General features: G+C 47.7%; 13 protein-coding genes. 10 read left to right on the top strand and 3 right to left on the bottom strand.

Translation table 11 applies throughout. The features are described 5' to 3' along the window. The first annotated feature begins 460 nt into the window (after nucleotides 1-460). The 5 genes from B9N86_RS19700 to B9N86_RS19680 all read left to right on the top strand — a co-directional run bounded on the left by B9N86_RS19700 (nucleotide 461) and on the right by B9N86_RS19680 (nucleotide 5,392). On the top strand, nucleotides 461-2,449 hold the full coding sequence (locus B9N86_RS19700; RefSeq protein ID WP_208914830.1) for a sensor domain-containing diguanylate cyclase: 1,989 nt from the start codon (nucleotides 461-463) through the stop codon (nucleotides 2,447-2,449). Nucleotides 2,450-2,585: 136 nt separating this feature from the next. After that, nucleotides 2,586-3,389 carry a hypothetical protein gene (locus B9N86_RS19695; protein WP_208914829.1) on the top strand — a complete coding sequence of 268 codons (804 nt, stop codon included), beginning with the start codon at nucleotides 2,586-2,588 and terminating at the stop codon, nucleotides 3,387-3,389. A 111-nt stretch (nucleotides 3,390-3,500) separates the two neighbouring features. After that, entirely contained in the window at nucleotides 3,501-4,616 is a 1,116-nt protein-coding gene (locus tag B9N86_RS19690) for an aminopeptidase (protein ID WP_208914828.1), read from the top strand. A 95-nt stretch (nucleotides 4,617-4,711) separates the two neighbouring features. Further along, entirely contained in the window at nucleotides 4,712-4,957 is a 246-nt protein-coding gene (locus B9N86_RS19685) for an HPr family phosphocarrier protein (RefSeq protein ID WP_208914827.1), read from the top strand. A 147-nt stretch (nucleotides 4,958-5,104) separates the two neighbouring features. Beyond that, nucleotides 5,105-5,392, top strand: a complete 288-nt coding sequence (locus tag B9N86_RS19680) for an Fpa/YlaN family protein (RefSeq protein WP_208914826.1) — start codon at nucleotides 5,105-5,107, stop codon at nucleotides 5,390-5,392. Nucleotides 5,393-5,563: 171 nt separating this feature from the next. Here the strand turns inward: B9N86_RS19680 and cax are convergent, their stop codons facing one another. Next, a complete protein-coding gene (cax, locus tag B9N86_RS19675) occupies nucleotides 5,564-6,634 on the bottom strand; it encodes a calcium/proton exchanger (RefSeq protein WP_208914825.1) in 1,071 nt (356 codons plus the stop codon). A 157-nt stretch (nucleotides 6,635-6,791) separates the two neighbouring features. Here cax and B9N86_RS19670 point away from each other — a divergent pair, with 157 nt between their 5' ends. Further along, nucleotides 6,792-7,178: an Asp23/Gls24 family envelope stress response protein gene (locus tag B9N86_RS19670; RefSeq protein WP_208914824.1), complete on the top strand. Its 387-nt coding sequence runs from the start codon at nucleotides 6,792-6,794 to the stop codon at nucleotides 7,176-7,178. 35 nt (nucleotides 7,179-7,213) lie between these two features. On the opposite strand, the gene ftsW is transcribed toward B9N86_RS19670, so the two are convergent. Both ftsW and B9N86_RS19660 read right to left on the bottom strand, forming a co-directional pair. Further along, nucleotides 7,214-8,440 (bottom strand): putative lipid II flippase FtsW, encoded by a 1,227-nt coding sequence (gene ftsW / locus B9N86_RS19665; RefSeq protein ID WP_208914823.1) that lies wholly within the window; start codon nucleotides 8,438-8,440, stop codon nucleotides 7,214-7,216. Nucleotides 8,441-8,450: 10 nt separating this feature from the next. After that, nucleotides 8,451-8,798: a YugN family protein gene (locus B9N86_RS19660; RefSeq protein ID WP_208914822.1), complete on the bottom strand. Its 348-nt coding sequence runs from the start codon at nucleotides 8,796-8,798 to the stop codon at nucleotides 8,451-8,453. A gap of 191 nt (nucleotides 8,799-8,989) precedes the next feature. Between B9N86_RS19660 and B9N86_RS19655 the strand changes: the two genes are divergently transcribed. From B9N86_RS19655 to B9N86_RS19640, 4 genes are all read left to right on the top strand, one after another. Next, on the top strand, nucleotides 8,990-9,133 hold the full coding sequence (locus tag B9N86_RS19655; protein WP_208914821.1) for a hypothetical protein: 144 nt from the start codon (nucleotides 8,990-8,992) through the stop codon (nucleotides 9,131-9,133). A 130-nt stretch (nucleotides 9,134-9,263) separates the two neighbouring features. Continuing rightward, nucleotides 9,264-10,445 carry a M20 family metallopeptidase gene (locus B9N86_RS19650; RefSeq protein ID WP_208914820.1) on the top strand — a complete coding sequence of 394 codons (1,182 nt, stop codon included), beginning with the start codon at nucleotides 9,264-9,266 and terminating at the stop codon, nucleotides 10,443-10,445. A 158-nt stretch (nucleotides 10,446-10,603) separates the two neighbouring features. Next, nucleotides 10,604-12,430 carry a DNA repair helicase XPB gene (locus B9N86_RS19645; RefSeq protein ID WP_208914819.1) on the top strand — a complete coding sequence of 609 codons (1,827 nt, stop codon included), beginning with the start codon at nucleotides 10,604-10,606 and terminating at the stop codon, nucleotides 12,428-12,430. Beyond that, entirely contained in the window at nucleotides 12,427-14,316 is a 1,890-nt protein-coding gene (locus tag B9N86_RS19640) for a helicase-associated domain-containing protein (RefSeq protein ID WP_208914818.1), read from the top strand. The genes B9N86_RS19645 and B9N86_RS19640 overlap by 4 nt, the downstream gene beginning before the upstream one ends. The last annotated feature ends 56 nt before the right edge of the window (nucleotides 14,317-14,372 follow it).

Raw genomic sequence — 14,372 nt, 5'->3', positions numbered from 1 at the left:
CGGTATGGTATCCGGCAGATCTGACGGGAAAGTTCAGCCGCTGTCCTGTCAGCAACAAATATCGTGAGGGTGACACAACGTTCCGCCCAATTCAAATGGAATGCATTGCATTCTTGTTCAACAATAAATATTATATGAAATGGTGATATAAAGTCAAGTTGAAGATTCCTATAACCTTTGTCTAATTTTGTCGATAGGACCATGGACCTAAAAAATATGAGTGAAACTCCGAAATTATAATGCAAAATTGGGTAGAAAAGAGTAATATAAGATTAATAGTAAATTATTGATTTAATCTAGAATACATACTATGTTGCTGTACTGCTTAACAGTGAGAAGGAAAGCGGCGGGTTACTACGTCGCAGTCGCGCAGGCATTGGTTAGATGAAGGCTTGCGCATTTAAACCGGAATACTGGGTCTTTAGACAGACCTTTATAATGGTGCAAAGGAGCGCCCTTTATGTCAGAAGAACAACGGAAAGTTTCTGAAAGCTCTCCCGGTTCTACGGCCATGTTTAACGGTCCCGGGCGAATTCCTAAAACGGAGTCTTATGTGTGGCACCAGACGATGGATATAACACCTTCAGACTTCCCCTATCTTCAGCAGTTAATGGAAGAGAGTTTTGAAGAGTGGATGAAGGAGAGCGCAGGGCTCCAAATGGTATCCAAGGCTGATTGGGCTGTCATTAGTTCGACTGGGGAATGGTTGGTTGGAGATCCCATGCTGCAGGAATATTTCTCAGCCGGGGATGACAGCACTTTAAAGCGAGCCTTGGAGATAAGAGCGGCTGCGGCTGGTAGCAGTGAAGACCGTCTTGGCGGCAAAATTGTATGTGCGTCTCCTGTGTTTTCAAGAACTCACGGTGATTTGTTTGCTGTACTGATCAGTGTCTCTTCTGCAGAGATAGGGAAAGAACAGGCTCAATTTATGACAGAAGCGGCAGCGTTAATGCTTCGCGCTTGTTTTTACCGCCGTTTTGAATGCATATTTGTAGAAGATTTGGCTAAAATTCATAGCCAAGCAGAGCGGGAAGCCCGCAGACGCTCTGTCCTGTTTCAAGTTGTGAAGCGAATGCATGCCCAGATTAATGTGGACGGGGTACTTACTGAAATGCTGGTCAGCGTTCTTGACCTTTATCCAAACGTGAACGTGAAGCTGTTCATGTCGCAGGATCACCAGAGCAGCCATCCATTGGTACGTCCTTTGCTTTTGCACCATTGGCAAGAAAAAGTGTATGTCCGAACCTTTATGGAAGGTGCCCTGACTATTTGCGAGAATCGGGATCAGCCGCAGGGACTAATAGAAATCGGTGTTCCCGTAGGGGGAAAGCAGGGTGTCTATGGTGTTCTTCACCTTGTGGTCAAGCGTGAGGAAATGGAGGATATGGATCTTGATCTGCTTGGTATGATGGCGGATGCCGCAGGGACGGCTTTCGAAAATGCCAAGTTGTACGAGCAGTCGAACCTGATGATCCACGAACTGCGAATGATCAACGAACTGACCCAGCAGCTGAACAAAAGTTTGCAGTTGGCGGACATTTATCAGTTTGCCAATGAGGAACTTCGTAAAATATTGGCCGCAGAGTATTGCTGTATTCTGAGTTATAACGAGGAGCTTGGTGGACTGGAGGTCATGTCGTGTAATGCCGCGTGGCTGACTAAAGAAATGTTCGAGAAAGATTATGGCTTGGGAGGGCTGGTATATCATTCAAAAGAGCCTCTGATCCTGGCGGATTACACGGAAGAACGTCCTGCGGTATCCAAGCTGATGGATACGACGGGATCCAATTCAACTATCGCGACACCTCTGACCGTAAATGGGGAAATACAGGGCGTTATATTGTTGACCCACAGAAAAAAACATTATTTTTCTTACGATAACTACCGCCTGCTTCAAGCGCTAACGAGCCATATCGGACTTGCGGTAGGGAATGCTTCCCTGCATGCGGAGGTAAGACGGATGGCGAATCGGGACATGCTGACAGAGCTTTATGCTCGGCATTATCTCGATGAAGCTATACATGAATGCCAAAGCCGTGATTTTTGTGGCTCGCTAATCGTGGTCGATATTGACCAATTCAAGCAGGTGAACGATACTTTTGGGCACCAGCGTGGCGATAAAATATTAAAGCAGGTCAGCGGTATCGTAAGAACGTCCATCCGGCAAAGTGACATTGCTGCCAGGTGGGGTGGGGAAGAACTTGCGGTTTACCTTCCCGGCTTAGGTATTGAGCAGGCACTTCAGGTGGCTGAGCGCATACGTTTAAGGGTTGCGGATGAGACAGAGCCGAGAGTGACCGTCTCCTGCGGCATATCGGAATGGAACTGGATGCATGACAGAATTAGTGTTGAATCTCTTTTTTACCGTGCGGATATGGCGCTTTACGAAGCCAAGAACAGCGGGCGAAATCGGATTGTGGTTGAAAAAACCGATACTTCGGAGGAATAAAGGAAGCCCAGCGGCTGTGATATGCCGGTGGGCTTTTTTTGTATAAATGGGAAAGGGACGGTTAGCCTAAGAGGGATGAATATACGAAAGGCTGATCATGATGATAGGATACAGAACAATTTTACGTTTTCGCAATATGATGTTTTGGCTGAGCTTGACGCTCTGTGTACAGGGCTGCGGAATGGAGCAGCTTTCTGCTGAACAATCTTTTAATCGGGCAGTTGCCGGGTTGGAAGGAGTGGATAATTTTACGTTTAAAGGAGATGCGGCGATCCGGAACGGGGACAGCGGTATTTTTAAGCAGACGGTCGCTTTTGAAGGTCAGCTTCAGAATCATAACCTACTCACTTTAACGACTGCTAAATCGCCCCCTTCTTCGTCTACAGCCTCAACGTATTCCGCTGGAAGTATGAGCATGGACGGTTTGAAGGGGAAGATGAAATATGAGAAGGGCGCTTGGCGGCCCCTTGCCTCCGGCTACTCGAATGGTGACTGGATGTCACGGTTGAATCCCTTGGAACAGCTTCAATACATCGGTGATACCGATAAAAAAGTAGCAGAGGAGTATGGTGCAGCGCGTGGTACCAAAGTGCTCCGGATTGAACTGGCTCCTGAAGCTTCCCGGAAGATGCTGAGTGAAGCGCTGAACGGGCAAATGAAGCAACTTCGTAATCGTATGGACCAAAAGGGCGACTTACTCTACTCAGATAACGCCAAGGCACGAGAGAGACTTCAAGCAGTGTGGGAGCGGGAGAATCAGGAGTTAAACCGGTTACTTTCCAATACAGATGTTTCGACCGTTTTTCATTTGACAGTAAACAAAAAATCATACCTGCCCCAAAAACTGTCCTCAGAGCGTAAAATTTCTTATAAAGATCCTTCCGGGCGTAAGTGGGACGAAACGATGGTGTCGGACATCAGCTTTTCGGAATTCCGATAATTTTCCGGTGGCGGCTGACGTCACACCTTTTACCGTGATACAATATAATAATGAATTTACCGCTGTTCAATTGAGAACAAGCAGGCAAATCAGCTCAAGGAGGTTATATGAATGCGTGATCCAAGAATTCAGAAATTAGCCGAAAACCTGGTTGGTTATTCGGTGGATATGCAACCAGGTGAGAATGTGCTGATCGAGATGATCGGCTCAGAACGTGATCTGCTTAATGCCATTATCGAAGAAGTTGGGAAAAAGGGAGGTCACCCTTTTGTCCAGCTGACCGATAAAACGGTACAGCGTGCAATGCTGAAGAATGCTACGAAAGAGCAACTTACACTGTGGGCTGAACTGGACTTGAACCGGATGAAACAGATGGACTGCTATATCGGTATCCGTGCAGGAGAGAACGTAAACGATCTGTCCGATGTCCCGGAAGAGAACATGAAGCTGTACAACTCCCTGTACTCGCATCCTGTACATAGTGAAGAGCGTGTGAAGCGCACGAAATGGGTAGTTCTCCGTTATCCGAATGCGAGCATGGCACAGCTGGCTAACACTAGCACAGAAGCCTTTGAAGACTTCTACTTTGACGTATGCAACCTAGATTACTCCAAGATGGATCGTGCACAGGATCCGTTGGCGGAACTGATGAGAAAGACCGACAAGGTCCGTATTGTTGGTCCTGGAACAGACCTTAGCTTTTCGATTAAGGGGATTGGAGCTGAAAAATGCTCTGGTCAGAAGAACATACCAGACGGAGAAGTATACACTGCGCCGGTTCGTGATTCCGTTAATGGAACGATTTGTTACAACTCTCCGACGCTGTATAACGGTGTCACTTTTGAAAATATTAAATTCCGTTTCGAGAACGGTAAAATTGTAGAAGCAACGAGCAGTGATACGGCCCGGATAAACGAAATTCTGGATTCCGATGAAGGCGCCCGTTATATCGGTGAATTCGCGATCGGTTTCAACCCGTATATTCTAACACCGATGAAAGATATTCTGTTTGATGAGAAGATCGCTGGAAGTCTTCATTTTACACCTGGTCAAGCCTATGATGTGACGGACAACGGCAACCGTTCTTCCATCCACTGGGATCTGGTATTGATTCAGCGTCCGGAATATGGCGGTGGGGAAATCTATTTTGATGATGTGCTGATCCGTAAAGATGGTATGTTCGTGATTCCTGAACTTGAGGGACTAAATCCAGAAAATCTGAAATAAAATGAAATATAGTTGCATAAGAAAACGGATTCAATGTATCATGAAGGAGAAATAAACAGCATTTCTTTACATCTTAAAGTTACGGAGGGATTCGTATGTCCAATAACAATGCGATCGTTGTAGACATTTCTCAGACAGCAGGCCAGTTCTCATCTTCTATTGTTTTGCAGGCTGAGAACAAGTACATCGATGTAAAGAGCATTCTGGGCTTGTTCACAACATTGGTGAGCCACCAGAGCTATGAGCTACACGTTCACGGTCCGGATGCCGATGAAGCAAAAAAAGCGATGATCGACGTATTTTCAAAGCATGGCTTGAATGTAACCGTGGTTGCTGAATAAATTCAGCGAAAAACATCCTTCCTAAAACGGAAGGATGTTTTTATATCATTGAGGAGCACTTTTGAACTGGTCCTTGTATTGACTTGCGATTTCGTCTAATATTAGATGTAGTAACCGTGCAGTGATAATAACATAGGGGGGAAGATCATGACTTCATCTGATTTGCAAGAACAGCTTCACCTTAAAGCGATCAGTCTTCTACATGAAGATGCAGATAAAATTCAAAAGCTCATTGAAGTGCAGATGGAGAATCTGGCAACCCGTTACTGCCCTCTCTATGAGGAAGTGCTGGATACCCAAATGTACGGATTTTCAAGAGAAGTTGATTTTGCTGTCCGTGCCGGGCTTCTTCCGGAAGTGACGGGGAAACAACTGCTCAGCAAGCTGGAACGTAATCTGGCTCTGTTATATGAAGCCATGAACCAAGCCGAATAGCCTGTCCAGTACAGGCGATACATAGAAACGCATGCGCGCGGGGGAGTGTCGGCATGCGTTTTTTTAATGTTTTGGTTTTATTGAGACGGTTAAAATACAAAAGACGCGTTATACGGAGGAAGACTCAGTATGACGCGTCTTTTATTTGAAAATGAGCAAAACAACAGGGCTCTAAACGAGATAAAAAGAGAAGCCCAGGATGACATAGACCGCAAGAAGCATAAGTCCTTCGTACCAGTTGGTTGCGCCGTCCTGTGTGATCGATTTGGCGATAAAAACGGCCACACCAATTGCCACGAGCTCGATGGTCGTAAATACGATATCCATCGTATCACCCATAAAAAAGCTGATGAATACCAGAACAGGGGCTACAAACAAGGCAATTTGGAGACTGCTGCCGACTGCAATTTCTACGGCCGCACCGATTTTATTCTTCATAGCGAGCATGATGGCTGCACTATGTTCTGCGGCGTTACCGACAATCGCTACGAGGAATGCACCGACAAACAGTTCACTAAGTCCGTATTCATGACTGACGGGCTCCAGAACCCCGACAAGCCATTCACTGACAAAGGCGACCATTACGGTGGCCACGATAAGATAAGTGATTGAACGCCCTTTGGACCATGTAGGACCGTGTTCATGCGGAAGTTCTTGATCACTGCTGTCACTGACATCAGCCAAATAGTTTTTGTGTGTGATCATGGAGAATAACAGCCACGCGAGATAGGCGGCAATGAGAATTCCGGCCACAATCAGGCTCAAGAATTTAGTGTCCGACTCCGTAATGGAGTGGGTATTCAGAAATACGGCGGGGATGAATAGCGCGATAATACCTAATATCATCAGGGAACCGTTCAATCCGGCAAGAGTGACGTTGTATTTCTGGACTTTGAATTTCAGACCGCCTGCAAATAGGCTGAGTCCGAGGACGAGCAGTAGGTTACCGATGATAGAACCGGTGATACTTGCTTTTACCATATCGTATAGCCCTTGCCTTACCAAAAGGATGGCGATGATGAGCTCGGCAGCATTACCGAAGGTCGCATTCAGGAAACCTCCGAGCCGCTGTCCGGCATAGTGGGCGACGCTTTCTGTCGCTTTTCCGAGAAATCCCGCGACAAAAATAACCGAGACGGCCGACAAAATGAACTGCAGCGTAAAATTCCAACCTAAGAAGTGTCCTGCTGCGCTCAGCAGGAATGTAATGACTAGCAGTGCGGGACTTAACCACTTTTTCAAAGCGTACACCTACCTTTAGCTATGTAAAAAATTGAGTATTCTTTTACAATATACCCCAAACTTTGACTAAAATAAACGCAAGTTTTTAACCAGCATTTGCTTTTTAGGCCTGTTAGGATTTACAATAACGAATAATGAGGATGAAGGAGGATTTGACATGGCGGAACAACTTCAACTGGATAACGGTTTGATTCGGATATCGGATGATGTCGTCTCGAAAATCGCCGGAATGGCTGCCTTGGAGACTCCAGGGATCGCAGCAATGTCCGGTGGATTGTCTGAAGGCTGGGCGAAACGGCTTAGCGGCAAAAATGTACAAAAAGGTGTGACAGTGGAGGTAGGTCAACTTGAAGCAGCGATTGACCTGCGCATTATTGTGCTGTATGAGACACCGATACATGAAGTGTGCCGTATGCTTCAGCAGAACGTACGTGAAGCTGTAGAGAGCATGACAGGACTTCGAGTTGTCGAAGTTAATGTCAAAGTCGAAGGCGTCGCTTTCAAGGACGATGAGATTGATGACATTCCATATCGTGCGAAATAAGCCAATCAGAATAAGGAAATATAAATCAGAAAAGACTACCGGGTTGCCCGGTAGTCTTTTTTTATGACGGATTTTACATGTTCTTCCTTATCGGGACGGTTACTTTCTCTAGAGATGCTAAGCATGATTCCCATGGCGAGCATCATAACCAGCAAGGAAGATCCGCCATAGCTGATGAATGGAAGAGTTACACCCGTTATTGGTATGGTGTTGGTTACTCCGCCAATGTTGATGAATGCCTGAATGGCGATAAGACCCATGATCCCTATGCCGGTAAGTGTTCCGAAAGGGTCCGGGCAGCGTAGAGCAACGATTATACCCCTCCATATAAAATACAGATAAATCAGTAAAAATATCGAGGTGCCTATAAACCCAAATTCTTCACCGATAACGGAAAAGATAAAGTCGTTGTACGGGTTCGGCAAATAATGAAGTTTCTGCACGCCTTCACCATATCCAGCCCCGGTCGCCCCCCCCTGCCCGATGGCAATGAGGGATTGGACCAGGTTATATCCTGTACCAGATTGGTCCTTAAAGGGATCGAGGTAAGCCTCAATCCGGCCCATTTTGTAGTTGCTGCTGGCCTCTTGCTGCACATCTCCGCCGGAGATAGAATCGAACAGGGAGCCGACTCCGATCGTCAAAGCCAATCCGAGTGCGACAAGCGATATACACGCTGTAATATGCTTCACACTGGCGCCACCGGCATAGATGATTAATCCGCTTGTGGCCACAAGGATAAAGGTAGAACCTAAATCGGGCTGAAGCATGATCAGACCGGCAACAATCCCTACGATAATAAGAACCGGGAAGAAACCGCCCTTCCATTGACGGATCCGTTCCCCCTTCTTCGTTATCAGTGCAGCCAGATATACAATCGTGGCGATCTTGGCCAGTTCTGTCGGCTGAATGCCTAGTTTACCAAGATTAAACCAACTGGAAGCACCGTTGGTAGCTTTTCCGACGACTACAACAAGGATCAGCATGATTAACGATAAGAAAAAAACGGGTATAAATAGCTTTTTGTACTTCTTGTAATTGATGTTCATCGCGACCAGCATCACAAAGGTACCGACAATCGCAAAAATAAGTTGACGTTTGGTGAAATAAAGCGGGTCGTGCCCCCATTTCTGGCTAAAGACGGTCAAGCTGGAGCTGGAACTGAACACCATAAGCAATCCGAATCCCACCAACAGCAAGGTAAGGATCAGCAGCTGGAAATCCGGCGTCCCTCTCTTGGGCTGTGGTTTGTTTGTTTTCATAACATTACCGTTACGCTTCCAGCAGCAATTTTAGTTCTTGCAACTTCTTCGTGGCAACGTTCAGAATAGGCTGCGGAGCCGGAGTGTCATATTCCAGCCCATGCGGGAATGTGGCTTTTCCCAAGTAAACGGCTTCAATTTGAAGCACGGTGTCGGGTTTCTCCAGTTTTCCTTCCACAGCGCGGGTATTGATCCGAAGGAAGTACTCTGCATCGCTCTTCTTATCTTCAATTTTCAAATCATATGTAGCACGGTAGTATTCCCACTGCCAGCGGATAAAGCCTACCTTCTCGGCACTTTCATCGAGATAAGCCAAATCACTTTTTAAGCCATCCAAGCCCGTATTCTCAAAAATCATGGCGTTAGTAACCCCCTTAATTAGTCCCTACAAAGTTCTTTAAATATGATAGTATTTTTCAAGAACTTGTGCAAGCCTGATAGCCCGCCAATTGTAAGGTCTGGCATGATGGTGTTACAAGAATAGCGCGGAGTAACCGAGTGGATTATTTTGAGAATAAGAAGTATATAGACCGTCTTTTTTCTGCTACAATGAAATTAATGAAGGCTTCTGCGGTGTTTGGTGATCCCGTCATGGCGGTGGGAGCTTCGGGAGGTACGATCAAACCGGGGAAGATAAGGTCATCACGCAGAGGGAACTGGAGGAAGAAACAGACGTATTGTGCGGTGAAATAAAATAAGTAGGAAGCGCTTACCCGATAGACGTTTTTCTTACCGATGATGTACGCAAGGTAGCGAAAGCTGCAGCCGGATAAAGATGCTGAGGTTAGATTGAGCCGTTCAGGCGGGGGGAAGGATGATCGATATGAACGAGCAAGTATACTTGGAACAGCTGTTTCCGAAAATGGTGGAATGGCGGCGTTATTTACATATGAACCCTGAAGTGTCTTTTCAGGAAGAGAAGACATCCGCTTTTGTCGAGGCGCGTTTACGTGAAATGGGGTACGAAGTAACCACGGGAATGGGTGGTCATGGAGTGATGGCGGTTCTAAAAGGAGGGCAGCCTGGAAAGACAATCGTGCTGCGTGCGGATATGGACGCACTGCCGATTCAGGATGAGAAGAGCTGTGAGTACAAATCCACTGTAACAGGTGTAATGCACGCCTGTGGTCATGACGGACATACGTCTATCCTTCTGGCAGCTGCTTCTTACTTCCGGCAAAATCAGGAGACGGTCCGTGGAGAAATCCGGTTTATGTTTCAGCCAGCGGAAGAGGCGTGCCCTGGTGGCGCTCTTGGAATGATTGAAGCAGGCGCACTAAACGGAGCGGATGTCATTTACGGCCTGCACTTGTGGACACCGCTTAAGCTTGGGACGGCAGCAAGCACGCCCGGTCCTGTAATGGCAGCTGCGGATGAGTTCTTTATCGACATTATCGGACGGGGCGGACACGGCGGAATGCCGCACGTGACCGCTGATGCCGTCGTGGCAGGTTCTGCTCTCGTTATGCAGCTGCAGACCATTGTCAGCCGGTCGGTCGACCCGCTGCAGCCGGCAGTCGTCACGGTAGGAACGATCGAAGGCGGTTCCGCCCAAAATGTGATTGCCGACCGATGCCGGATTACCGGAACAGTCCGTACATTTGATGAAGATACTCGTAAGCTTATCCGTACCCGATTAGAGTCGATCACACGGATGACAGCTGAAGCATACGGAACGGAAACCGCGATTGAATATCTCAGCGGTTATCCTGCGGTTGTGAATGATGAGAATGAAGCAGAACGCTTTTTCCGGACGGCCCCGCGCATTTTTGGAGAGAATCAGGTTCATCTTTCTCCTAAAATCATGCCAGCTGAGGATTTTGCTTACTATTTGCGTGAAATACCGGGATGCTTTATGTTTGTGGGAGCGGGGAATGCAGAAAAGGACGCTGTCTATCCTCATCATCACCCAAGATTTGATTTCGACGAGGATGCCATGCTGCACGGGCTAAAGCTAATGATCGAAATGGTGCGCTCCTATCAAGATGAGTTTGCTCAAGGATGACCTGAAGGTTGAAAGAGTTCAAGCGTTTCTAAGCCGCATGGAACCGGGATAAATTGGGAATAGTAAACTTGGGGAAGTTCAGATCCGTATTCAGACGGGGATGAACTTCTTTTTGCGAATACAGCCAAATCTATAGGAATAGCCAAGGAGGAATACAATTGATAAAAGACAAACCGTGCATTGTCCAGCGAGACCGGACGATCCTCTTGGAAGTGGAGCATTCCGGTTTTGAAGAAGCCCGTGAACAGTTGTCACGATATGCTGATTTGGTTAAAAGTCCGTCCTCTTTTCATACATACCGGATTACTCCTTTGTCTTTGTGGAACGCAGTAGCATCGGGATGGAATGCCGAACAAATATGCGGGAGCCTTCAGTCACTATCCCGCTTCGACGTGCCTTCTACACTGTTAGAGGAAATTTTAAGGCTTGTATCGAGATACGGACAGCTCACACTATTGAAACATCCAGAACGTGAAGAGTCGCTTATCCTCCGATGTGAGGATGAAGAACTTATGCATGATATTAAACTGCAGCCCTCCTTATCTAAGGCAGGACTAACCTTTTTGACGAATACGGTCGCAGAGGTACCCTCGGAACGAAGAGGGATGTTGAAGCAGGAGCTGACGCGTCTTGGATACCCCGTGATGGATTACGCCGGATATCAGGACGGACAGTTTCTTCGGATTCATTGGCAAGGTGAAGCGTATGAGGTAGAAGGCCCCGGCAGACTTGGAACAAACAGGCTGTACAAGGCGGATGAGGCTTCAGGAGAAACAAAGCACGGTCAAAGTAATCGCACATCTTTCCGCCTACGTGATTATCAGCAGGAGGCAGCGGAAGCGTTTCGGGACAGTGGAGGAAAAGGGGGGAGCGGTGTACTCGTTCTTCCTTGCGGAGCAGGAAAGACCGTCATCGGTATGGCGGCGATGCGGGAGCTTCAATGCGAAACACTGATTCTGACGTCCAATACGACCTCGGTCCGGCAATGGATGTCGGAGCTGCAGGAGAAGACTTCGCTCCAATCTTCCGATATCGGTGAGTATACGGGTCAGCGTAAAGAGGTGCGGCCGGTGACGGTGGCAACATATCAGATATTGACTCATCGCCACAACAAAGAGGACGAGCTCCGCCATATGAAATTGTTCAACGAAAGAAGTTGGGGACTGATTATATACGATGAGGTTCACTTGCTTCCTGCACCTGTGTTTCGGGCAACCGCAGACATTCAAGCAACCCGGCGACTCGGTTTAACGGCAACGCTGGTCAGGGAGGACGGTCGGGAGCATGATGTGTTCTCCTTGATCGGTCCAAAGCGTTATGAGATGCCTTGGAAGACGTTAGAGGAAAAAGGCTGGATTGCCACCGTGGATTGTGCAGAAGTGAGGGTACCCATGACGGACAGCCTGAAGGAACAATGCCATTATGCCGGCACCCGCGAGCAGTATCGTCTGGCATCGGAAAATCCTGCGAAGATGGACGTAGTGAAGAGACTACTAGAGCGTCATTCCGGTGCTCAGACTCTCATTATAGGACAGTACCTGAACCAACTGGATTCAATTTCCAGGGAGATGGATATTCCGCTCATCTCGGGTCAAATGCCACAGCACCAGCGCAACGAGCTGTATGCTGCTTTCAGGAGAGGAGATCAGCGAATTCTTGTCGTCTCCAAAGTAGCTAATTTTGCAGTGGATTTGCCGGACGCTTCAGTGGCCATTGAAATATCCGGTAGCTTTGGTTCGAGACAGGAAGAGGCACAGAGGCTTGGTCGTATTCTGCGTCCGAAGGCTGGTGATAACAAGGCATACTTTTATGCGCTCGTTTCACAGGATAGCCGGGAAGAGGTATTTGCACTTCGCAGGCAACTGTTTCTTATTGAGCAGGGCTATCAGTATCGGACTGTAACGGAGCCTTCTATCGGAAATAAGGGTTCTCAAGCTTTCGAGGACGGCGCTGAGCCTGGAAAGGAGGCAGCAGGTACGACATGATGGATATTCAAGACAGGTCACCCCGCCAATTACCAACATCGGAACAAAACGTATTGTATCGGATTTGGACTGCTTTTGCCGGCCAGGTATTTGATGAGGAAAAGCTGCTTTCCCTTGATATCCCGCCACTCATCGGGGCTGAAGTGCTGACCGCCTTCTTGGGTCTCAGGCAAGACGGATGGGTGAAAGCAGTCAAGAAAGCCTGGGGCGAGCGATTATACTTCATTCCCTCGGAAAGACTGCTCTTTGTGCAGGAAGCTTTTTTTACACCATCCCAGACTCTGGAGGAAGTTTCTGCAGCGATTCTGTCGTTTGAGGCGAAGCTGGGACTGGCTCTGGATGTATTTAATGCGTTGGTGTACGGTGCGAAGAATGGTGGTTTTCCGCTAACTTCAAAAGGGACAGTACATAAAAAGCATATTCAAAAGCTGGATGAACCTGAGGGCCTTACAGGATCGGATATTGCCGCCATCGGGCTGCAGTATGCCCATTCGGATGCCTATCCTCCACGTGCTGCCGTGCTGCTGGACCTACTCCTTAGTCTGGGGTTGCTGTCCAAGGAGAGTAACGCCCTTGTGTTAAAGGAGGATGCACTTCAAGAATGGCTGGATCTGTCACTGGAGCGTATGAATAGTCTCCTCTTTCAGAGCATTATGGAAAGATACGGTCGAACGAATCCGGAAAGTCAGCATTTACGCCAGTTATTGTGTCATAAGGGCTTTAGAGAAGACGTCTGGTATGATGTGGACCGCCTGCTGGACGAAATGACGGCTGCAGGTATCGAGATGAAGGAGCGCAGGAATGAATTATATGATGAAGGAAAGGCATGGCTCCGTTTTCTGGCAGGGGCGGGCTGGGCTGATGTAGGCACAAGTAATGACGAACATTTGCTGATCCGGTGGAAAATACCTGCTGGACGATTTCTCAAAGGCGAGGTCGACGACAGGACTGCTTCTGCTACAGGGTACTTATTTATTCAGCCGGATTATGAAGTTATGGTGCCGCCGGATACCCCCTTCTCAGTTCGTTGGAGCTTGGCCCAGTGTGCAGAACGTGTATCCGATGACCATATGTCGGTTTACCGTCTTACCAAAGGATCTGTTGCGCTTGCAGCTGATCTGGGGATGAGCCCGGAACAGGTGACTGATTTTATTGTCAGCCAGGCGCTCTCTGGTGTACCTGACAATGTGGCGGCAGCTCTCGCACAGTGGGGACGTGAAGTGGGTAGAACTTCATTTGCGGAACTAACTGTAATGCAGTGTGAAACGGTGGAAGAAGGTGATCAGATCGCGGCTCATCCCAAATTAACGGAGTGGATTCATCGCCTGGGCCCCCTGTATTTTGCCGTAAAGCCCGAACATGTAACCGAAATCAGAAAGATCCTTACAGTTGCCGGACTTCCGCCTAAACGCCAGATTGGCGGTTTTGATCAGACTGCTGGCCAATGGCGGCAAGAGGAACATCGACAAGCAGAAGCAGAAAGAACGGACAGCCTTTACCGAAAAGGGGATTACGATCATTTCAAATCCTCGGGTCTTGTATATAGTGGAAGGAATGAGCATTATTTTCAGCCAGATTCCGAAATACCGGACAAGCAGGATCTGTTTCCCGGACTTGCAAAGATTCCTGTCATGTGGACAAGGGATTGGCGCAGTTATCACAGTACAACAGCTAAGCAAATCATGGAACAGGCGCTGGATTGGAAAGTTAAGGTGGAGCTTGGTATGGAAAATAAAAAAACCGAATTTATACCGAAACGGCTGTTCCGTAATCCATGGAGGGTATCTGGGCTGATATATTCATCAGACTCGGAGAAGCCGGAACAGATTGAGCTGAGTGAAGGCGGATGGCAGGAGATGAGACTGATTGTGCCGGGTCAATCCTGAGGCGGACGTCCATTTCTCTATAGAATAAACAGTTCCCAATCAGCATCTTTTCAATC

The organism is Paenibacillus uliginis N3/975 (assembly GCF_900177425.1).
GTDB classification, from domain to species: Bacteria; Bacillota; Bacilli; order Paenibacillales; family Paenibacillaceae; genus Paenibacillus_AQ; species Paenibacillus_AQ uliginis.
Note: the sequence above shows the minus strand (reverse complement) of the source record. Positions and strands in the feature narration are given on the sequence as shown.